The sequence below is a fragment of the Streptomyces sp. NPDC046900 genome, from assembly GCF_040644975.1.
Lineage (GTDB): Bacteria > Actinomycetota > Actinomycetes > Streptomycetales > Streptomycetaceae > Streptomyces.
The window spans coordinates 51,098-71,211 of sequence record NZ_JBEYXD010000014.1 but is presented as its reverse complement, the minus strand read 5'-3'; the positions used below and the strand labels follow the sequence as shown (position 1 = coordinate 71,211).

The following is a 20,114-nucleotide window of genomic DNA, read 5'->3' as shown; positions in this document are numbered from 1 at the left end:
GTAAAGAGATGTGGACAGTCGAGCGAGCTGGGAGCCGGACCATGGCCGACCGTTATCTGCGCTTCACGGGGACCGCACCGGGCCGCTTCCTCACCAGGCGGCTCGGGCTGCCGCAGCCCGTGGCACCGCACCGCTGGTCGGCCGAACGGCCCGTGCTGGACGGGCCGTTGCTGCACCTGACGGCGGGCAGGTCGGAGCTGGACCTCACCCCGGTGCTGAGCCGTACCGGTCTTGTGCCCGGCACCGAGCGGCCCGCCGCCGTCGTCCTGGACGCCACCGGTGTACGGGACGTCGACGCGCTCGCCGAGGTCCACGCCGCGCTGCACCCCGTCGTGCGGTCGGTCGCCGAGAGCGGACGCGTGGTGGTGCTGGGCTCCCCGCTCGACCCGGACGACCACCACCAGGCGGCGGCGCAGCAGGGCCTGGAGGGGTTCGTACGATCGCTCGGCAAGGAGATCGGGCGGGGCCGGACCGTCACGCTCGTGCGGCTGACGGACGCCGAGGCCGCAGAGTCGACGCTGCGGTTCCTGCTCTCGCCGAGGTCCGCGTACGTCAGCGGGCAGGTCATCGAGGTCGGGGACGGGAAGACCGCCGCTCCGGAGGACTGGTCGCGGCCGCTCGCCGGGCGGACCGCGCTGGTGACCGGGGCCGCCCGCGGCATCGGCGAGGCGGTCGCCGGGACGCTGGCCCGGGACGGGGCGCACGTGCTGTGCCTCGACGTGCCGGCCGCGGAGGCGGACGTACGGCGGGTCGCCGAGCGGATCGGCGGGACCGCGCTGACGCTCGACATCACCGCCGGCGACGCGGGTACGCGGATCGCCGAGGCGCTGCCGGGCGGCCTGGACGTCCTCGTCCACAACGCGGGGATCACCCGGGACCGGCGGCTCGCGAACATGGCGGCCGAGCGGTGGAGTCCGGTGCTCGAGGTGAACCTGGCGAGTGTGCTGCGCACGACGGACGTCCTGCTGTCGCGCGGTCTGCTGCGGGGCGGGGGGCGGATCGTGGCGACCGCGTCGATCGCCGGGATCGCCGGGATCGCCGGGAACGTGGGACAGACGAACTACGCCGCGAGCAAGGCGGGCGTGATCGGCCTCGTGCGGGCGCTGGCGCCCCGGGCCCTGGCGGAGCACGGGGTGACGGTGAACGCGGTCGCGCCGGGATTCGTCGAGACCCGGATGACGGCGTCGATTCCCCTGGTCGTCCGGGAGGCGGGACGGCGGATGAACTCGCTGGGGCAGGGCGGCCTTCCGGTGGATGTGGCGGAGACGATCGCCTGGCTGGCCGGTCCGGGATCGGGGGCGGTGAACGGGCAGGTGGTGCGCGTGTGCGGACAGAGCCTGCTCGGTGCGTAGCGCTCCGCGCGGATCCCCGTGCCCCGACCGCGGACCGTCCGTGGCCGCTCGCAGCCCCTCGCGGCCCTCAACAGGTGTTCCCCCTAGCGCCCTTCAAGGGCTGCTCCCCCTCACTGCGTCCCCGTCCTGGAGCCTCCCTCATGTCTTCGCTGCTTCCCGTTCTCGCCCGCGGCGCTCTCCTCTCCCCGCTCAAGCGCCCGCACCCCGGAGCCGGCTTCCCCCGGGCGCCGCTCGCTCTGCCCGGCGTCCGGATCGATCCGGCACATCTCGCCGCCTACGAACGCGTCTGCGGGTTTCCCACGGGCGTCGCCACGGTGCCCGTGACCTACCCCCACCTCCTCGGCTTTCCCCTGGCCATGCGGATCATGGCGAGCCGGGAGTTCCCCCTCCCCCTCCTCGGGCTGGTGCACACGGGCATCGAGATCACCCAGCGGGAGCCGCTCGTCCCGGACGGGGAGTACGACGTCAGCGCGCGTATCAGGGAGTTGGCGCCCCATCGGCGCGGTACCCAGGCAGTGGTCGTCACGGAGGTCCGCGCCGGTGACCGGCTCCTGTGGGAGTCGACCAGCGCCTACCTCGCCCGGCACGGCACCCCGGCCGCGGCCGCGGCTCCGGCGCCCGAGAGCGAACCCCTTCCCGCGCCGGCCGAGTGGCGGCTCGCCGCAGACCTCGGCCGGCGGTACGCGGCCGCCTCGGGAGACCGGAACCCCATTCATCTGCACGCCCTCACCGCCCGCCTCTTCGGCTTTCCGCGTGCCATCGCGCACGGCATGTGGACGCTCGCCCGGTGCCTCGCCGAACAGCCGGCCCACGCCGCGGTGCAGGTGCGCGCCGAGTTCAGGACTCCGGTCCTGCTCCCGGGTTCCGTGACGTACGCCGCCGCCGGCGGGCGGTTCGAACTGCGGGGCGGGCACCGGCTCCACCTCACCGGTGAGACGCGCCGGCTCCCTGCCCGGGACACCTCACACGATCAGTAGGCGCGCGGGCTCAGGGGCCGTTCCCGCCCGCGGCCGGATCCGGCCGGGTCGTCTGGCCCTGGTCGGGCGGCGACCAGGGGCGCCCGTCCATGAGGTTGCCGAGGCCCGCCCAGGCGAAGTTCATCAGGGTGGCCGCCGCCTGCCGGGCGGAGACACCGGGTGTGGCGTTGGCCCAGGCCGCGAGCGACTCGGCGGCACCGACCAGGGCCTCGGCGAGCCCTGCGACCTCGCGCTCAGGGAGGTCGGGGTCCTCGGGGTACCTCTCCGCTCGAGCGCAGCCGAGAGGCCGGGGGCGGGCCTCCCGGGCGGCGACGGCGATGAGCTGCGTCACGAACGCGACGATCTCCTCGCGCATCGCGGTGACCTCGGCGGCGAAGGGTTCGCCCTGCGTACGGGCCTGCAGGTGCAGGATCGACCAGCCTTCCGGGTGCTGCGCGGTGTGCGTGAAGAACGCGCGCAACCCGTCCCAGAGTTGGCGGTCGGCAGCGAGTCCGGGCCCCACGGCGGAGCGCACCGCCTCGATGAGCGCGGCGGCCTCCCGGCGGATGCAGGCGGTGAAGAGGTCTTCCTTGGAGTTCAGGTACAGGTACACCAAGGGCTTGGACACACCGGCGAGTTCGGCGATCTCGTCCATGGACGCGGCCATGTAGCCGCGTTGCCCGAAGGTCTTCACGGCGGCGTCCAGCATCTGCTGCTCCCGGACCGCCCGCGGCATCCGCTTGGTCTTCACGGCACCCATACCGGCAAGACTACGGTCGGGCGGCCCGCCGTACGGGCCGCCTCAGGAGGTCTGGCCCTGAGTCCTGGCGGCGTCGTCCGCCACGTCCTCCTGCGCACGGTTCGCCTCGATGTTGGCCTTCATACGGTCCACCCGGCCGACGACCTGCATGGACGCCCGGTCGCGTTCCTTGCGCAGGACGACGAAGCTGATCGGGGCCGAGATCACCAGGGCCAGCAGGACGATCCAGATGCCGTTGGAGTCGCCGAGGCCGCGCGGGACGATGCCCGAGTAGACGAGGCCCCAGACGACCACGAGGCAGCCCGCGAGAATACCGAGGCGCATCAGCGTGTAGCGGAGCATCTCAATCCACTCTTCCGTTCCGTGGGGATTCCCCTGTTCGAGCCAAGCCGAGAACCCGGCGATCTTCCCAAAGGGTTCCCAAAAGGCACCCTCCAGTGAAGCACGCCGGACACCCGATCTTGCACCGGGGTACGCCCCGGTTCACCCCAGGTGCAGCAGCATCGTGATGTCGTCGCGGTCGTCCCCCGGAGCCACCCGGATGGCGTCGGGCACCCGGCCGACCTCCTTGTAGCCGCAGGACCCGTAGAAGTTCTCGAGACCGAGACCGCCCCGGCAGGTGAGCCGTACCGCCTCGATGCCCTCGATGCCGCGCGCCGCGTCCGCGGCGGCGGCCATCAGGTCACGGCCGTAGCCCTTGCCCTGGTGCCGCGGATGCACCATCACCGTGTAGAGCCACAGCCAGTGCTTCATCAGCCGGTGGGTGTTGAAGGTGAGGAACGTGGTCGCCGCCACCCGCCCGTCCTCGTCGTGGCCCACCAGCAGCCGGGTGCACCCCTCACTCATCGCCGCCAGGTGCTTCAGGAATTCCGGGCGTATCTCCTCGCGGGTGGCCGGAGCCACGAATCCCACGGCGCCGCCGGCGTTGGACACGTCCGTCCACAGGTCGAGGACGCCGTCACGGAGCTCGGGGGTCATGGCGGGATCGAAGACGAACGTAAGGGGCATGCCGCGAGGGTACCTATTACTCCGGCCGGGACTCAAGCCCCTTCCCGCCGTCGGCGCGCACGCGAAAGCCCCGGCCGAGCCGGGGCTTGCACCAGGGTGCGTGGGCGGTCAGAGGCGCATGGGCTGCGGCTCGTCCCGGCGCGCCGGGTCCGAGCCCTCGTACTCGCGGATGATCTCGTACCGGGTGTTCCGCTCCACCGGCCGGAAGCCCGCGTCACGGATCAGGTCGAGCAGGTCCTCGCGGGTCAGCTTGTTCGGCGTGCCGAAGTTGTCCGCATCGTGCGTGATCTTGTACTCGACAACCGAGCCGTCCATGTCGTCGGCGCCGTGCTGGAGGGCCAGCTGCGCGGTCTGCACACCGTGCATGACCCAGAACACCTTGACGTGCTGGACGTTGTCGAACAGCAGACGCGAGACCGCGAAGGTCTTCAGGGCCTCGGCCCCGGTCGCCATCTGGGTGCGCTCCTGAAGGCGGTTGCGGATCTTGCCGTCCTTCATGTCCACGAAGTCGTGCTGGTAGCGCAGCGGGATGAAGACCTGGAAGCCGCCGGTCTCGTCCTGGAGTTCACGCAGCCGCAGCACGTGGTCCACGCGGTGGCGCGGCTCCTCGATGTGGCCGTACAGCATGGTGCACGGGGTCTTCAGACCCTTCTCGTGCGCCAGGCGGTGGATGCGCGACCAGTCCTCCCAGTGGGTCCTGTGGTCGACGATGTGCTGCCGGACCTCCCAGTCGAAGATCTCGGCGCCGCCGCCGGTCAGCGACTCCAGACCGGCGTCGATCAGCTCGTCCAGGATCTCGGAGGCCGTCAGACCGGAGATCGTCTCGAAGTGGTGGATCTCCGTCGCGGTGAACGCCTTCAGCGAGACGTTCGGCAGCGCCGCCTTCAGCTCGCGCAGCGAGCGCGGGTAGTAGCGCCACGGCAGGTTCGGGTGCAGGCCGTTGACGATGTGCAGCTCGGTGAGGTTGTCCGACTCCATCGCCTTGGCGAGCTTGACCGCCTCCTCGATGCGCATCGTGTACGCGTCCTTCTCGCCCGGCTTGCGCTGGAAGGAGCAGTAGGCGCAGGAGGCGGTGCACACGTTCGTCATGTTGAGGTGGCGGTTGACGTTGAAGTGGACCACGTCACCGTTCTTGCGGGTCCGCACCTCGTGCGCGAGACCGCCGAGCCACGCCAGGTCGTCCGACTCGTACAGCGCGATGCCGTCCTCGCGGGTCAGCCGCTCACCGGCCCGGACCTTGTCCTCCAGCTCGCGCTTGAGCCCGACATCCATGCTTCTGCCTCTCCCTTGGACGAATCCTGCCAACCGTACCCCCCGCCCTCCGGACGGACGGCGCCCCCATACGGCGCCGTGCGCCTAGCTCTGTTCGGGAAGCTCGCCCACCCGGTTCTCCCACTTCGTGGACAGCACGATCGTGGTGCGCGTACGGGAGACGCCCTTGGTGCCGGACAGCCGGCGGATGGTCTTCTCCAGGCCGTCCACGTCGCTCGCGCGCACCTTGAGCATGAAGGAGTCGTCGCCGGCGATGAACCAGCAGTCCTCGATCTCGTGAAGGTCCCTCAGACGGCGCGCCACGTCCTCGTGGTCGGCGGCGTCGGACAGCGAGATGCCGATCAGGGCCGTGACGCCGAGACCGAGGGAGGCGGCGTCCACGGTGGCGCGGTAGCCGGTGATGACGCCGGCCGCCTCCAGGCGGTTGATGCGGTCGGTGACGCTGGGCCCGGAGAGGCCCACGAGCCGGCCGAGCTCGGCATAAGAGGCCCTGCCGTTCTCGCGCAGGGCCTGAATGAGCTGCCTGTCAACGGCATCCATAGGTCCTAAGCCTTTCATTGTTCGGCGTTACCGAAAGTTTACGTATAGAAATCAAGGCGTGCAGAGCCGGAGCCCTGAGAATCATTCATACGATCAGTGATGAGCCACTGTCCCGGCGCGTCATCGGAGGACGCTGCGCAGAATCCGTCAGCCTCTACTCGTCGGGCCGCGAGCCTCCCCCGAGCTCTCCCTTCCAGCGGCGGTACAGCCGGTGCGGCACCTCTGCCGCGTCCAGCACCCGCCCGGCGACGAAGTCGACGAGGTCCTGGATGTGCGTCGCTCCGGCGTAGAACGCCGGCGACGCGGGCAGCACGACCGCGCCCGCCTCGTCCAGGGCCACCAGATGCCTGAGGGTCTGCCCGCCGAGCGGGGTCTCCCGCACGGCGACGACCAGCGGCCGCCGCTCCTTGAGCGTCACGCTCGCGGCCCGCTGCAACAGGTCCTTCGAGAGCCCGAGCGCGACACCGGCCACACACGCCGTCGACGCGGGCACGATGAGCATCCCCTTGGCGGGGTACGACCCGGAAGCCGGCCCGGCCGCCAGGTCGCCGGCGCTCCAGTGCCGTACGCGGTCCCCGTCGACGTCGACCGTGAACGTCCCGGGCTTGCCGTCGGCGCCCCGCCCCAGCCATTCCCTCAGGTCGTCCCGCCAGTGCGCGTCACGGAAGGCGATCCCCGTCTCGTCCAGCAGGGTGAGCCGCGAGGCGCGGGAGACGACCAGATCGACACTCTCGCCCGCGGCGAGCAGTGCGCGCAGCACGGCAGCGGCATACGGGGTGCCGGAGGCGCCGGACACCCCTACGATCCAAGGCGTACGCGACGTCTCTCCTGGCTTGACTGGGTTCACGACACCGAGCCTATCCGGCGCCGCGGGGCGGGAACCGGCCAAGGGGGCCCCGCCGTTCACCGGAGGGGATCAGCGAGGGGTGGGGGGTGCCATGCGGGGTGCGGAGCCCGAGTGGTCGCAGAGCGACCGGGCCAAGGCGGCGGCCAAGCTGATGGTGGGGTGGGTGGCGCTGCTGTGGCTGCTCGAAGTGGTGGACGTGGTGAGCGGCCACGCCCTGGACGGGCTCGGCATCATGCCTCGCACCGCCTCCGAGCTGGTCGACGTCGTTCCCGCCGCCTTCATCCACTTCGGCTTCGCCCATGTCGCGGCCAACAGCGTTCCGCTGCTGGTCCTCGGCTTCCTGGCGGCCCTCGGCGGACTGCGCCGGTTCGCCGTGGTCTGTCTGCTGATCATCGTGGCGGACGGCCTGGGCGTATGGCTCATCGCCCCGGCGCACACCAACACCGCGGGCGCCTCCGGCCTCATCTTCGGACTCTTCGGCTTCCTCGTGGCCGGCGGCCTCGTCGAGCGCCGCCCGCTCGGCATCCTGGTCGGCCTGCTGGTCGGCGCGGTGTGGGGCGGCTCGATCCTGATGGGCCTCTCGCCCGCCCAGACGAACGTCAGCTGGCAGGGCCATCTGATCGGTCTGGTGGCGGGGGTGGCGGCGGCGTTCCTGTTCCGGCGGGGGGTTGGGGCCGGGGTCAGGACCGGTCGCGCGCTTTCGGGTCCACCGGAAGACGGCCGGTGGTGAGCGTCGGCCTTCCGATGCCGCCCTCGACCATCTCCGTCAGACAGCCGGGGAAGTTGTCCGCCGGCTTGCTGAGCCGCGCGTGCGGGCGGTCGATGCCCGGGACGGTCACGGTCGACTCCCTGGGGCCCTGCACCCGTTGGTAGGCCGCGCCGTACTCACACGCTCAGACCCCGCACCAGAAGGTCAAGAAGCGCACACACGAACAGGGCGATGCCGATGAATCCGTTGACGCTGAAGAACGCCCGGTTCACTCGGCTCAGGTCATGGGGCCGCACGATCGAGTGCTCGTAGACGAAGGCCCCCGCCACGATCACCAGACCGAGCCAGAAGAAGAAACCGGCGCTGGTGACGACCGCGTACCAGACGAACAGGACCGTCACGACCGTGTGGCACACCCGCGCGCCCCAGATCGCCGCCGGCACGCCGAAGCGGGCCGGCACCGACATGACCCCGATCTCGCGGTCCGTCTGCACGTCCTGGCAGGCGTAGATCAGGTCGAAGCCGCCGATCCAGATCCCGACCGCGAGCCCGAGGATGACCGCGTCCCAGTCCCACCCGCCGGTGATCGCCAGCCAGGCGCCGACCGGGCCCATCGCCTGGGCGAGCCCGAGGATGGCCTGCGGGAAGTTGGTGAACCTCTTGCCGTACGGATACACCACCATCGGGATCACCGCGATGGGGGCGAGCGCCAGGCACAGCGGGTTGAGCAGCGCCGCGGAGCCCAGGAAGAAGACCAGCGCGACCAGTGCGCCCGTCCAGGCGTGCCGCACGGACATCGCGCCGGTGACCAGTTCGCGGTGGGCCGTGCGCGGATTGCGGGCGTCGATCTCCCGGTCGATGATCCGGTTCGCCGCCATGGCGAAGGTGCGCAGGCCCACCATGGCGACGGTGACCAGGAACAGCCGGCCCCAGTGGATGTTCCGGTCCCACTGGTACATCGCGGTCAGCGCGGCGATGTACGCGAAGGGGAGCGCGAAGACGGAGTGCTCGATCATCACCAGGCGCAGGAATGCCTTGGTGCGTCCCGGCTGCGGGATCGCGGCGGAGGCGCTGCTCACAGGCCGTACTCCTTCCAGCGGCGGGTCACCTTCGCCGCCGTCTCCGGGTCGGACAGGACCATGTCGGGCCACCCCCCGTCCCTCGTGTAACCCTCCTCGGGCCACTTCTTCGTGGCGTCGATGCCTGCCTTCCCACCCCAGAACTGCTGGTAGGAGGCGTGGTCGAGGTGGTCGACCGGGCCTTCGACGACCGAGAGGTCACGGGCGTAGTCCGTGTTGCCGAGGGCACGCCAGGCGACCTCGTGCAGATCGTGGACGTCGCAGTCGGCGTCGACGACCACGATCAGCTTGGTGAGGGACATCATGTGCGCACCCCAGACGGCGTGCATCACCTTCTGGGCGTGCTTGGGGTACTTCTTGTCGATCGAGACGATCGCACAGTTGTGGAAACCGCCCGCCTCGGGGAGGTGGTAGTCCACGATGTCCGGCACGATGATCTTCAGCAGCGGCAGGAAGAACCGCTCGGTCGCCCTGCCGAGGGGCCCGTCCTCCGTCGGGGGGCGGCCCACCACGATCGACTGGAGCAGAGGGCGGCGGCGCATCGTCACGCAGTCGATCGTCAGGGCGGGGAAGGGCTCCTGCGGCGTGTAGAAGCCGGTGTGGTCGCCGAACGGCCCCTCGGGCAGCATCTCGCCGGGCTCCAGCCAGCCCTCCAGCACGACCTCGGCGTTGGCGGGCACCTGGAGCGGGACCGTCTTGCAGTCGACCATCTCGATCCGCCTGCCCGCGATGAACCCGGCGAAGAGGTACTCGTCGATGTCACCGGGCAGCGGCGCGGTGGAGGCGTACGTCACGGCCGGCGGACATCCGAAGGCGATCGCGACGGGGAGCTTCTCACCGCGCCTGGCCGCCACCTGGTAGTGGTTGCGGCTGTCCTTGTGGATCTGCCAGTGCATGCCGATGGTGCGCTTGTCGTGGCGCTGGAGGCGGTACAGACCGAGGTTGCGGATCCCGGTCTCCGGGTCCTTGGTGTGGGTGAGCCCGAGGTTGAAGAAGGAGCCGCCGTCCTGGGGCCAGGTGAAGAGGGCCGGCAGGGTGTCGAGGTCCACCTCGTCGCCGCGCAGGACGACTTCCTGCACGAGTGCGTTGTCGGACTTGACCTTCTTGGGCGGTACGTGCGCCATCGCCCCGAGTTTCCCGAACGCCTCGCGCACCCCGACGAATCCGTGCGGCAGTTCCGGCTTCAGCAGTCCGCCGATCCGGTCGGAGATCTCGCCGTACGACTTCAGGCCGAGGGCCTTGAGCAGACGCCGGTCGGTACCGAACACGTTCATGGCGAGGGGCATGCTCGAGCCGCGCACATTCTCGAAGAGCAGCGCGGGCCCGCCGGACTTCTGCACCCGGTCGACGATCTCCCCGACCTCCAGATAGGGGTCGACCTCGGCTTTGATGCGCTTGAGGTCCCCCTCGCGGTCCAGCGCCCGGAGCAGGGACCGAAGATCGTCGTAGGCCATGCGTCCCAGTATCCGGTACCGGCTAACCTTGCCCCGTCACCGGGGCCCTCTCATGCCCCGTCGCCGACTCCTGGGGGATCGCACCACCATGTTCAGGTATCTGCCCTACCTGCTGGTCCTGGCGCTGTGGATATACGCCTTCATCGACTGCCTCAACACCCCCGAGGCGCAGATCCGGGGGCTGCCCAAGGTGGTCTGGGTCATCATCATCCTGCTCTTCGGGGAAGTGCTGGTCGGCCCGATCGCCTGGCTCGTGGCGGGCAAGGTGCGAGAGGCCACGGCGAACGGAGCCACGCCCTCCGAGTGGCACCGCAACCACCGCATGGAGTGGGTCGCGCCCGACGACAACCCCGCCTTCCTGAAGACGTTGAAGGAAGAGAACAAGAAGGACGAGGCGCTCCTGAAGGACTGGGAGGCCGACCTGCGCCGGCGCGAGGAGGAACTGCGGCGCCGGGAACGCGGCGAGGAGCCCCAGGACTGAGGGCGAGGCCCTGACCCTGGAACCGGGGTGCGCCCCGGCCCTGGATCCGTCCGCGGTCCGGCACGGGCCGGCGCCGGGCTCAGCGGACCGTGATCGAGTCGAGCTTCTCCCGCAGATACACATGCGAGTCGACCGGCTCGTACGCCACCCGCCCCACCGGCGCCGGTACCGACTCGACGACGGTGCCCGGGGTGCACTCGCCGAAGTAGACGAGGGACATCAGCTCCTCGGCCGGCGCGTCGGCCGGCGGCGGCAGAACCCGGTGCCGGCCCGAACGCCAGCGGTCGCCCGTCCAACGGGCCATCAGGTCGCCGATGTTGATGGTGAAGGCCGCCGGGTCGTAGGGCGCGTCCTGCCAGCCGCCGTCGTCCGTGTGGACCTGGAGTCCTCCCTTGCCGGCCTGCCGGTCGAGGATCGTGACGGTTCCGAAGTCGGTGTGCGGGCCGATGCGGAACTGGCCGGGCTCGGGCTCGCCGACGAGCTCCGTACCCGGGTACCAGTTGATGTTGAACCCGTACGTCGGATGTGCCATGTGGCGTGTGAAGAAGTCCTGTTCGAGCCCCAGGGCCTCGCCGAGCAGCGACAGCAGCCGGTTCTCCAGCTCGCCCATCCGCGCCAGGTACTCCTCGCACAGCACCCGCAACTCCGGCACCTCCCGCGGCCAGACGTTGGGCGCGTACCACTGCGCGTTGATCTCCGGGTCCTCGAACGGCTCGTGCGTGGCGAAGGTCAGCGACTCCTTGAGGTCGGGCGGTGTCTCGGTGCCCTCGGAGTAGCCGTTGGCCTCGGTGCCGGGGCCGAGCCAGCCGCGACCGCCGACCCGGGCCGCGTACTTCTCCTTGATCTCGTCGGGCAGCACGAAGAACGTCCGCGCCGCGGCACGGATCCGGGCGCGCAGGGACGCGGCCACGCCGTGCCCGGTGACCAGCAGGAAACCGGCGCTGCGCAGGGCGTCGTCGACGGTGCGCGCGGTACGGGCGCGGGCGTCCGGGGCGCCGTCCGGCCAGGGCCGCAGATCGATGGTGGGGATGCGGGGCTCAGTCACGTTCCGAAGTCCTCGTTCCACAGGGCCTCCGCGACCGCGGTGGCGAGCGTCTCGTGCGCCTGTGCCTGATCCATGCCTCCGCTCTCCGTCGGCCGAAACACCGGGCCGAGGAGCGTGCGACGGCTCAGCCGCCGCGGCCTCCCACATACGCGAGCAGGCGCTCGAAGCGTTCCCTCCAGTCCGGGTCCGTGTCCTCCTCGGACTCGTGCGTGAAGCGCACCGTGGTGCCCTCGGGACGGCCCGGTTCCAGATGGAAGCGGATACGGCCGCGGCGCTCCACGGTGTACTCGGCGACCCGTTCCACGTCCCACGCGGTGACGCGGCCCCGGGCCGTTCCACCGGGCAGGCTCAGTCCCACCTCGCCGCCGAGCCGTGGTTCGAACGGCTCGGCGGCGGCCAGCCAGCAGCCAAGACCCGCGGCGGTTGCCAGGGCGGGCCAGACCTCCTCCACGGGCCGGGGCAGGTGCAGCAGGTAGTGCCGTACGTGCACACCCCCACGGTGCTCGGCGGTGCCCTCTTCGATGGGATCGGTCATGACACCAGCCTCGCCCGCGAGCGGATGTTCCGCACGTGTTGCAGGTGCCGGGCCGTCCTGGCGGCCAGGGCCGCCTGCGAACGGCGCAGGCCGGTTCCGGTGGCTCACGCCACGGAACCGGCCTGTGCGGCAGGAGGACTAGACGCCCGCGTAGGAGTGCTTGCCGGTCACGAAGATGTTGACGCCGTAGTAGTTGAACAGCCAGCAGCCGAAGGCGATGAGCGCGATGTAGGCCGCCTTGCGGCCCTTCCAGCCGGCCGTGGAACGGGCGTGCAGATAGCAGGCGTACGCGACCCAGGTGATGAAGGCCCAGGTCTCCTTGGGGTCCCAGCCCCAGTAGCGGCCCCAGGCGGACTCCGCCCAGATGGAGCCCGCGATGATCGTGAACGTCCACAGGGGGAAGACCGCGGCGTTCACGCGGTAGGCGAACTTGTCGAGGGAGGCGGAGGCGGGAAGCCGCTCCAGGACGGACGTGGCGAAGGTGCCGGGCTTGCCGCCGTTCTGCAGCTTGTTCTCGTACGAGTCCTTGAAGAGATAGAGGAGCGTGCCGACCGCGCCGACGTAGAAGACCGCACCGCAGATGATGGCGGTGGAGACGTGGATGTACAGCCAGTACGAGTGGAGGGCCGGGACGAGCTGGTCGCTGGCCGTGTACAGGACGGTGACGGCGAGACCGAGGTCGAGCAGGACCGTGGTGGTGAGGAAGAGGCCCAGCCAGCGCACGTTCTTCTTCAGGGCGAGCAGCGCGAGGTACACACCGACGGCGACCGTGGAGAAGGTGATGTTGAACTCGTACATGTTGCCCCAGGGCGCCCGCTGTACGGACGCCGCGCGGGCGATGACGCCGACGAGTTCGATGAGGAAGGCCAGCGCCGTGAGCGAGACGGCGATCCGGCCGTAGAGGTCGCCCTGCTCGTCGCCGCCGTGGGCGCCGGGGCCGTCCGGCACGTCACGGGCACCGGTCGCGGCGCGGGTGACGACCTTCGGCCGCTCGAGCACCGCGGTGCCCCCGGCCTTCCGGACCGTGACGGCGGGCCCCTCCGCCTTCTTCGCGCCGTCGGCGGTGAGCGCGTTCGCCGTACGGGCGACCCTGCTGCGGCTGCCGAAGATCCATTCGGCGATGTAGGTGAAGAACGCCAGGGTGTAGACGGCCATCGCGGAGTAGATCAGCGTGTTGCTGATGTTCGCGAGGTGTTCGTTGGTGGCGGTGGCGAGGGTCACTTCTTCTGAGCCCCTTCAGCGACGGGTACGGAGGTTGCGGCGCCCGGCTCCTGATCGGGGTCGGCGTCCGGGGACGGTTCGTCGTCGATTGTCGTGGGTGCCTGGTCGTGGACGAGCGCGGCCAGGTCGCCGAGTTCCTCGGGCAGCCTCGTGGACTCGCTGCGGCCGAGACCCGCCATCTCGACGACGGTCACGCCGTCGGCTCCGGTCGTCGCGCGCACCCAGACGCGGCGGCGGTGGATGAACAGCGAGGCGGCCAGTCCGAAGATCGCGGTCATCGCGGCGCCGAGCGCCCAGCCGGTGCCGGGCTGCTGGACGATCTGGAAGCCGGCCCACGCCTTGATGTCCTTGTCGAAGGTGATCGAGCCGTTGCCGCCGGGCAGCGTCATGGTCTCACCGGGCAGCAGGCTGGACTTGAGGATGGCACCGCTCGCGTCCTTGAACTGCTTCAGGTTCTTGGTGTCCAGCTGGTACACGTTCTGCGGGAGGCCCGCGTTGACGCCCAGGTCCCCGTGGTACGCGTTCAGCGCCAGCACCGGGTGGTCGAGCGCCGGGAACTGCGAGGACATCGTGCCCTTGCCGGCTCCGGCGAAGGTCGGCACGAAGACCGCGAGGAAGCCGAGTTGCTCCGGCCGGCCCTGGGCGTTCCGGTAGCCGTCCAGCACCTTGATCGCGCCCTGCGAGGTCACGTTGGGGTCGAGGGGCAGCAGCGGCACGGCGTCGTGGTAGACGACGTTGCCCTTGCCGTCGCGGACGGTGACCGTGGGGGCGTACCCGTGGCTGACGAGGTAGACCTTCGCGTCGCCGATGTTCAGCGGCTCGTTGACCTTGATGGTGGTCTTCTTGTCCTTGCCGTAGGCGCCCACGCTGTAGGTGATGCCGGCCTGGTAGGTGCGCGGGGTGCCCTTGTTGGGGCCGGTGCGCTCGTACGTGGCGGCGAACTTGTCCAGCTTGAAGCTGAACGGCACGAGGTCGTCGTCGGTGAAGAGGTTGCCCGACTTGAAGTCGTCGTACTGCGTGAGGGTGTTGGAGAACCCGTCGCCCTCGACGACCAGCTTGTTGCCCTCGGACTTGTAGAGCTGGCCCCAGGCGAAGGCGACCAGCATCACCACGAGGGCGACATGGAAGGCCAGGTTCCCGGCCTCGCGCAGATAGCCCTTCTCGGCGGCGACGGCGTCACCGGCGACATGGGCACGGAAACGGCGCCGCTTGAGCACCTTCAGCGCGACCTCGCGGACCTGCTCGGGGTCGGCGTCGGTGCGCCAGGTCGCGTACGCGGGCAGCCGGGTCAGCCGCTTGGGCGCGGCCGGCGGGCGGCCCCTGAGCTGCCCGACGAACTGCCAGCTGCGCGGCACGATGCAGCCGATGAGGGAGACGAACAGCAGGATGTAGATCGCCGAGAACCACACCGAGCTGTACACATGGAACAGCCCGAGCTTCTCGTAGACCGGGCCCAGCGTCCTGTGGGCGGTCATGAAGTCCTGCACCTTCAGCACGTCGGTGCCGGACTGCGGGATGAGCGAACCGGGGATCGCCCCGAGCGAGAGCAGGAACAGCAGGAGCAGCGCGACCCTCATGGAGGTCAACTGCCGCCAGAACCAGCGGGCCCAGCCGACGGTCTCCCGCAGGATCCAGGTCATCCACCCCTTGGCGCCGGGCGCCCGGGAACCGCCGAAGGAGCCGGGCACGGCCGTCTCGACGGGGGCGGTGGACAGCTGCGAGGCGGCCTCGCCGAGGTCGGACTCGGTGGCGTTCGCGGGAGTCTCGGGCTCGCTGGTCCGCGCGGATGTTCCAGGGGTTCCGTCGCTGTGCACGTCGGTGCTCCGTGTGTCGCTCATGGGTCAGATCCCCACCGTGAAGCCGTTGGACCAGGTCTGCATGTCCTGCACGAGGCTGTCCCAGGCGCCGGTCAGCAGCAGCACACCGGTCACGATCATCATCGTGCCGCCGATGCGCATCACCCAGACATAGTGGCGCTTGACCCAGCCGAAGGCACCGAGCGCCTTGCGGAAGGCGACCGCGGCGAGCACGAAGGGCACACCGAGACCGAGGCAGTAGGCGACGGTCAGCAGGGCCCCGCGGCCCGCGCTCGCCTGGTTGGAGGAGAGCGCCAGCACGGAGGCGAGGGTCGGGCCGATGCATGGGGTCCAGCCGATCCCGAACAGCGCGCCCAGCAGTGGCGCGCCGATCAGCCCGGCCATCGGCCGCTTGTGGAAACGGAACTCCCGCTGGGTCAGCCAGGGCATCAGGCCCATGAAGAAGACGCCCAGCAGGATCATGAGGACACCGAGCACCTTGGACACGGTGTCCCTGTACTCCTGCAGCGTCTGCCCGAAGTACCCGAACAGCGCCCCGCCGGAGACGAAGACGACGGTGAACCCGATCACGAACAGGGAGGCGCCGGTGACCATCCGCCCGCGCCGCGCCTCCGCCAGATCGCTGCCGGTGACCCCGGTCACATACGAGAGGTAACCGGGGACCAGCGGCAGAACGCACGGGGAGAAGAAGGAGACGAGACCCCCGAGCACCGCCACCGGCACGGCGAGCAGCAGAGCCCCGTTGAGTACCGTCTGGTTGGGATCGGTGGCCGCGGCGAGAGTGGACACTCCGGTCACGTCACTTCTCCGCGAGTACCGGGGCGAGCATCGCGCGCAGCTTGTCCTCGCTGAGCGCCTGCAGCGTGCGCGCGGCGATCTTCCCGTCCCGGTCGATGACCAGTGTGGAGGGGATCGCCTGCGGGTTGAGTGTGCCCTGCTTGAAGCGGAGCATCAGCTTTCCCGTCGGGTCGTACAGACTCGGGTACGGCACCCCGTACTGCTTCTCGAAGGCGCGGGCCGGCTGGGTGCTGGTGTCGCGGGTGTTGATGCCGACGAACTGGACGCCCTTGCCGGCCGTGTCCTGGGCGACCTTGACGAAGTTCGACGCCTCGGCGCGGCACGGCGGGCACCAGGAGCCCCAGACGTTGATGACGACGACCTTGCCCTTGTAGGCGGCGACGTCCAGCTGCTTGCCGTCGATCGTCGGCCCGGACAGGTCGGGAGCGGCGGCCCGCTCGCCCTTCTTGACGGTCGCGATGCCGTCCTTGCCGGTGATGAAGTTGGTGTTGCCGGAGCCCCCGGAGGTGCCCCCGGAGGAGCAGGCGGACAGCACCAGCGCCGCCACGGCGGCCCCGGCGGTGGCCAGGGCGGCGCGTCGGCGGCTGCAGCTGCGGGTCCGGTTCAGGCGCTGGGGGGTGCGGCAGGCGGCACTCATGTGAAAAGTTTCGCATGTCCGTTCCGGGGATCTTGCGCACCCCCCTTGTGGGTGGAAAACCGCGTTTCAGGCGGCTTTCGACGGGGCACCCGAAGCCCCCTTGCCGGCTGCCGCGAGAAACGTCGCCCAGCCCCCGGCCGGCTTCTGCCCCACGTCCAGCGACTGCAGCTTGCGCACGACCTCGGGCCGCTGCACATCGAGCCAGTCCGTGAACTGCCGGAAGGAGACGAGCCGTACGTCAGCGCCCTTTTCCTTCTCACGGGCTATGTGCTTGAACGCCTCTTCGACGGCGTCCATGTAGATGCCGCCGTTCCAGTGCTCGAAGTGGTTGCCTATGAAGAACGGCGCACGATTGGTCTCGTATGCCCGCCTGAATCCGGATATGTAGGCGTTCGCCGCCTGGGTACGCCAGCCCGGGTAGTTGGACGAGGGAGCCTGCGTCGTCCGGATCGACTGGTTGGCGAGCATGTTGTAGTCCATCGACAGGACCTCGAAGCTGCGCCCGGGGAACGGGACCAGTTGGAGCGGGAAGTCCCACAGGCCCTGGCGCTTCTCCGGCCAGCGCTGCCGGCCGCCGGGCGAGGAGGCGTCGTAGCGCCAGCCGAGTTCGCGGGCCGTGGGCAGCAGGTTGTCCTGGCCGAGGAGGCAGGGGGTCCGGCCGCCGATCAGTTCCTTGTCGTAGTCGAAGGGCAGCGACGGCAGATCGGTGAACCCGGTGTTGGTCCGCCACTCCTTGACGAAGGACTTGGCCTGGTCGATCTCGCTGCGCCACTGCTTGGGCGTCCAGTGCGCGACGGTGCCGAAACCGGAGCAGAAGTGCCCGTTGAAGTGGGTGCCTATCTCATGGCCTTCGAGCCAGGCGCGGCGCACGTTCTGCAGGGTGGAGCGGATGTGCGCGTCCGTCAGATAGCCGATGTCGGAGGCACCCGGCGCGTTGTTCGGCGGGAGGTAGGTGCGCTTCTTCGACTCCGGCAGCAGATAGAGCCCGGAGAGGAAGAAGGTCATGTGCGCGCCGTGCTCCTTGGCGAGGTCGAGAAAGCGTGGGAAGAGCCCGTTGCCGACCTCTCCGGCGCCGTCCCAGGAGAAGACGACGAACTGCGGCGGCGTCTGGCCGGGCTCCAGGGGCACCGGCTTGTCCGGCTGGTTCGGCTGCTTGCCGGCGGCCGAGGTCGAGCCGTCACCGAGGGGGCGTGCGGTGGCCGTGGGGCTGCTGGAGGCACGGGGAGTGCTCTTGCCGGAACCACGGCCGGGCTTCGCGTCGTCGTGCTGCTGGGTACCGCATCCGGCCAGCCCCATCGCGGCGGCCGCACCCGCCCCCAGCCCCATCAGTCCCCGTCGGCTGATCTCCCTCATTCCGTCCCCATCTCATTGCGCCCTCTCAGTGGTCACACAATGAGAGGGCGCGATGAAGACGAAGGTTCCGCCGAACTCGACTACGTGGAGCGGACTTTACGAAGAAACGATTACACGGCAGGACTGCGTACATCTTGTGACGAAGCGTACGCCTTGGCTCAAGGCGTACGCCGTCACCGGGGCGCCGGTCCTCAGGCCCCGAACGCCTTGTCCTTGCCCTTGATCGGCTTGGCACCCGCGAGCAGATGGGCCGGCACCAGGTCCCGGGCCGGCTCGGTGTACCCCACCGACACGATCCTGTCGCCCTGATACGTGAAGGTGGTCAGGGACGCCAGCGTGCACTGCCGCTTGCGCGGGTCGTGCCACAGCCGGCGCTTCTCCACGAAGCTGCGCACGATCCAGATCGGCAGCTGGTGGCTGACGCACACGGCCTCGTGGCCGCGCGCCGCGTCCTTGGCGGCGTCCAGCGCCCCCATCATCCGGACGACCTGCTCCACGTACGGCTCGCCCCAGGACGGCTTGAACGGGTTGACGAGGTGCTTCCAGTTCTCGGGGCGCCGCAGCGCGCCGTCCCCGACCCCGAAGGCCTTGCCCTGGAAGACGTTCTCGGCCTCGATCAGCCGCTCGTCGACCGCGAGGTCGAGACCGTGCGCCTTGGCGATCGGGGTGGCCGTCTCCTGCGCCCGCTCCAGCGGGGAGGCGACGACGTGGGTGATGTCCCGGGAGGAGAGGTGCTCGGCGACCCGCTCGGCCATCTGCCGGCCCAGCTCGGACAGGTGGTAGCCGGGCAGCCGCCCGTACAGCACCCCGTCGGGGTTGGCGACCTCGCCGTGCCGCATCAGGTGGACGACGGTGATGTCACTCATGCTGCCGTGGCCTCCGCTGCTGCACGGGCCGCCGCCGGAAGGGCGTCGGCGATCTGCTGGATCGCCCGCTCGTCGTGGGCGGTGGAGACGAACCAGGATTCGAAAGAAGAGGGCGGCAGGTAGACGCCCTGGGAGAGAAGGGAGTGGAAGAACGCCGTGAACCGGAAGGACTCCTGGCTCTTGGCGTCCTCGTAATTGTGCACCGGCCGGTCGGTGAAGAACACGGAGAACATGTTGGAGGCGTTCTGCAGCCGGTGCGCCACGCCCTCCTTGGTCAGCGCGTCCGTGACGAGCGTACGGATCTCGGCGGAGACCGCGTCGACCTTCTCGTACGCGGCGTCGTCGAGCAGCCGCAGTTGGGCCAGACCGGCGGCGGTGGCGACCGGGTTCCCGGAGAGGGTGCCGGCCTGGTAGACGGGCCCGGCCGGGGCCAGATGCGCCATGACGTCCGCACGTCCGCCGAACGCGGCGGCGGGGAAGCCGCCACCCATCACCTTGCCGAACGTCATGAGGTCGGGCTCGACCCCGTCGATCCCGTACCAGCCGGCCTTGCTGGTGCGGAAGCCGGTCATGACCTCGTCGGAGATGTAGAGAGCGCCGTTCTCCTCGCAGAGATCCTTGAGTCCCTGGTTGAACCCCGGCAGCGGCGGAACGACCCCCATGTTCCCGGGGGAGGCCTCGGTGATCAGGCAGGCGATCTCGCCGGGGTGGGCGGCGAACGCGGTGCGGACGGCGTCCAGATCGTTGTAGGGCAGGACGACGGTGTCGCCGGCCTGGGCACCGGTGACTCCGGGGGTGTCGGGCAGCGCGAACGTCGCGACCCCGGAGCCGGCGGCGGCGAGGAGGGAGTCGACGTGCCCGTGATAGCACCCGGCGAATTTGATCACCTTGGACCGCCGGGTGAACCCGCGGGCGAGCCGGATCGCCGACATGGTGGCTTCCGTCCCGCTGGAGACGAGGCGCACCTGCTCGACGGGCCGGACGCGGGCGACGATCTCCTCGGCGAGCGCGACCTCGCCCTCACCGGGCGTACCGAAGGAGGTGCCGTGCGAGACGGCCTCCTGGACGGCGGCGATCACCTCGGGGTGGGAATGCCCGAGGATCATGGGTCCCCACGAACAAACAAGATCGACATATTCGCGTCCGTCGGCATCGGTCAAATAGGGACCGTCACCGGACACCATGAACCGGGGCGTACCGCCCACGGCGCGGAAGGCGCGTACCGGAGAGTTCACGCCGCCGGGCGTGACGGCCGCCGCGCGCTCGAAAAGAGTCTGCGAAACTGGGGCTTCGTACGGATAGCTCACACAAGCCATGGTGTCAGAGGCCGCGAAGATCCCGCGGACAGGTGTTTCACCGCACGTTTCGGCGGACGAACGTGGGG

At 69.9% G+C, this 20,114-nt stretch carries 21 protein-coding genes; 4 read left to right on the top strand and 17 right to left on the bottom strand.

The genetic code is table 11. The features are described 5' to 3' along the window. Positions 1 to 41 precede the first annotated feature (41 nt). Positions 42 to 1,352 (top strand): 3-oxoacyl-ACP reductase, encoded by a 1,311-nt coding sequence (locus ABZ904_RS16695; protein ID WP_359395190.1) that lies wholly within the window; start codon positions 42 to 44, stop codon positions 1,350 to 1,352. Positions 1,353 to 1,492: 140 nt separating this feature from the next. Then, positions 1,493 to 2,329: a MaoC/PaaZ C-terminal domain-containing protein gene (locus ABZ904_RS16690; RefSeq protein WP_360990273.1), complete on the top strand. Its 837-nt coding sequence runs from the start codon at positions 1,493 to 1,495 to the stop codon at positions 2,327 to 2,329. 10 nt (positions 2,330 to 2,339) lie between these two features. Here the strand turns inward: ABZ904_RS16690 and ABZ904_RS16685 are convergent, their stop codons facing one another. From ABZ904_RS16685 to ABZ904_RS16660, 6 genes are all read right to left on the bottom strand, one after another. Beyond that, positions 2,340 to 3,068, bottom strand: a complete 729-nt coding sequence (locus ABZ904_RS16685) for a TetR/AcrR family transcriptional regulator (RefSeq protein ID WP_360990270.1) — start codon at positions 3,066 to 3,068, stop codon at positions 2,340 to 2,342. A gap of 42 nt (positions 3,069 to 3,110) precedes the next feature. After that, positions 3,111 to 3,410, bottom strand: a complete 300-nt coding sequence (locus ABZ904_RS16680; RefSeq protein WP_359395185.1) for a DUF4229 domain-containing protein — start codon at positions 3,408 to 3,410, stop codon at positions 3,111 to 3,113. Between the two features lie 141 nt (positions 3,411 to 3,551). After that, positions 3,552 to 4,076, bottom strand: a complete 525-nt coding sequence (locus tag ABZ904_RS16675; protein ID WP_360990266.1) for a GNAT family N-acetyltransferase — start codon at positions 4,074 to 4,076, stop codon at positions 3,552 to 3,554. A 108-nt stretch (positions 4,077 to 4,184) separates the two neighbouring features. Then, entirely contained in the window at positions 4,185 to 5,348 is a 1,164-nt protein-coding gene (gene mqnE / locus ABZ904_RS16670) for an aminofutalosine synthase MqnE (protein ID WP_360990263.1), read from the bottom strand. A gap of 84 nt (positions 5,349 to 5,432) precedes the next feature. After that, the gene (locus ABZ904_RS16665) at positions 5,433 to 5,888 is read right to left on the bottom strand and encodes an Lrp/AsnC family transcriptional regulator (RefSeq protein WP_359395178.1); all 456 of its coding nucleotides are present in this window, start codon (positions 5,886 to 5,888) and stop codon (positions 5,433 to 5,435) included. 154 nt (positions 5,889 to 6,042) lie between these two features. After that, positions 6,043 to 6,735, bottom strand: coding sequence for a UbiX family flavin prenyltransferase (locus ABZ904_RS16660; protein WP_359395176.1), 693 nt, complete (start codon positions 6,733 to 6,735; stop codon positions 6,043 to 6,045). 91 nt (positions 6,736 to 6,826) lie between these two features. Here ABZ904_RS16660 and ABZ904_RS16655 point away from each other — a divergent pair, with 91 nt between their 5' ends. Beyond that, complete coding sequence (locus tag ABZ904_RS16655; RefSeq protein WP_359395174.1) at positions 6,827 to 7,465, top strand: rhomboid family intramembrane serine protease; 639 nt, start codon at positions 6,827 to 6,829, stop codon at positions 7,463 to 7,465. A gap of 155 nt (positions 7,466 to 7,620) precedes the next feature. Here ABZ904_RS16655 and mqnP read toward each other — a convergent pair whose 3' ends face one another. Together mqnP and ABZ904_RS16645 are read right to left on the bottom strand one after the other, a co-directional pair. Beyond that, the gene (gene mqnP / locus ABZ904_RS16650; RefSeq protein WP_360990257.1) at positions 7,621 to 8,523 is read right to left on the bottom strand and encodes a menaquinone biosynthesis prenyltransferase MqnP; all 903 of its coding nucleotides are present in this window, start codon (positions 8,521 to 8,523) and stop codon (positions 7,621 to 7,623) included. Beyond that, positions 8,520 to 9,977 (bottom strand): menaquinone biosynthesis decarboxylase, encoded by a 1,458-nt coding sequence (locus tag ABZ904_RS16645; RefSeq protein ID WP_359395169.1) that lies wholly within the window; start codon positions 9,975 to 9,977, stop codon positions 8,520 to 8,522. Before ABZ904_RS16645 ends, mqnP begins: the two co-directional genes overlap by 4 nt. An 88-nt stretch (positions 9,978 to 10,065) precedes the next feature. On the opposite strand from ABZ904_RS16645, the gene ABZ904_RS16640 reads away from it, so the two are divergent. Continuing rightward, entirely contained in the window at positions 10,066 to 10,458 is a 393-nt protein-coding gene (locus ABZ904_RS16640; protein WP_359395167.1) for a PLD nuclease N-terminal domain-containing protein, read from the top strand. Between the two features lie 79 nt (positions 10,459 to 10,537). On the opposite strand, the gene ABZ904_RS16635 is transcribed toward ABZ904_RS16640, so the two are convergent. From ABZ904_RS16635 to hemL, 9 genes are all read right to left on the bottom strand, one after another. After that, a complete protein-coding gene (locus tag ABZ904_RS16635) occupies positions 10,538 to 11,503 on the bottom strand; it encodes a 2-oxoglutarate and iron-dependent oxygenase domain-containing protein (protein WP_359395165.1) in 966 nt (321 codons plus the stop codon). A gap of 124 nt (positions 11,504 to 11,627) precedes the next feature. Continuing rightward, positions 11,628 to 12,038 (bottom strand): SRPBCC domain-containing protein, encoded by a 411-nt coding sequence (locus ABZ904_RS16630; RefSeq protein ID WP_361823852.1) that lies wholly within the window; start codon positions 12,036 to 12,038, stop codon positions 11,628 to 11,630. Between the two features lie 138 nt (positions 12,039 to 12,176). Continuing rightward, the gene (gene ccsB, locus ABZ904_RS16625; protein ID WP_359395161.1) at positions 12,177 to 13,259 is read right to left on the bottom strand and encodes a c-type cytochrome biogenesis protein CcsB; all 1,083 of its coding nucleotides are present in this window, start codon (positions 13,257 to 13,259) and stop codon (positions 12,177 to 12,179) included. Further along, positions 13,256 to 15,097, bottom strand: a complete 1,842-nt coding sequence (locus ABZ904_RS16620; RefSeq protein ID WP_360990247.1) for a cytochrome c biogenesis protein ResB — start codon at positions 15,095 to 15,097, stop codon at positions 13,256 to 13,258. The genes ccsB and ABZ904_RS16620 overlap by 4 nt, the downstream gene beginning before the upstream one ends. Before the next feature lie 3 nt (positions 15,098 to 15,100). Then, positions 15,101 to 15,874: a cytochrome c biogenesis protein CcdA gene (locus tag ABZ904_RS16615; protein WP_359395157.1), complete on the bottom strand. Its 774-nt coding sequence runs from the start codon at positions 15,872 to 15,874 to the stop codon at positions 15,101 to 15,103. A gap of 1 nt (position 15,875) precedes the next feature. Beyond that, the gene (locus ABZ904_RS16610) at positions 15,876 to 16,511 is read right to left on the bottom strand and encodes a TlpA disulfide reductase family protein (RefSeq protein ID WP_360990243.1); all 636 of its coding nucleotides are present in this window, start codon (positions 16,509 to 16,511) and stop codon (positions 15,876 to 15,878) included. 66 nt (positions 16,512 to 16,577) lie between these two features. Next, positions 16,578 to 17,864 carry a hypothetical protein gene (locus ABZ904_RS16605; protein WP_359395153.1) on the bottom strand — a complete coding sequence of 429 codons (1,287 nt, stop codon included), beginning with the start codon at positions 17,862 to 17,864 and terminating at the stop codon, positions 16,578 to 16,580. A gap of 191 nt (positions 17,865 to 18,055) precedes the next feature. After that, on the bottom strand, positions 18,056 to 18,730 hold the full coding sequence (locus tag ABZ904_RS16600; RefSeq protein ID WP_359395151.1) for a histidine phosphatase family protein: 675 nt from the start codon (positions 18,728 to 18,730) through the stop codon (positions 18,056 to 18,058). Then, complete coding sequence (hemL, locus tag ABZ904_RS16595; RefSeq protein WP_359395149.1) at positions 18,727 to 20,046, bottom strand: glutamate-1-semialdehyde 2,1-aminomutase; 1,320 nt, start codon at positions 20,044 to 20,046, stop codon at positions 18,727 to 18,729. Before hemL ends, ABZ904_RS16600 begins: the two co-directional genes overlap by 4 nt. Between the last annotated feature and the right edge of the window lie 68 nt (positions 20,047 to 20,114).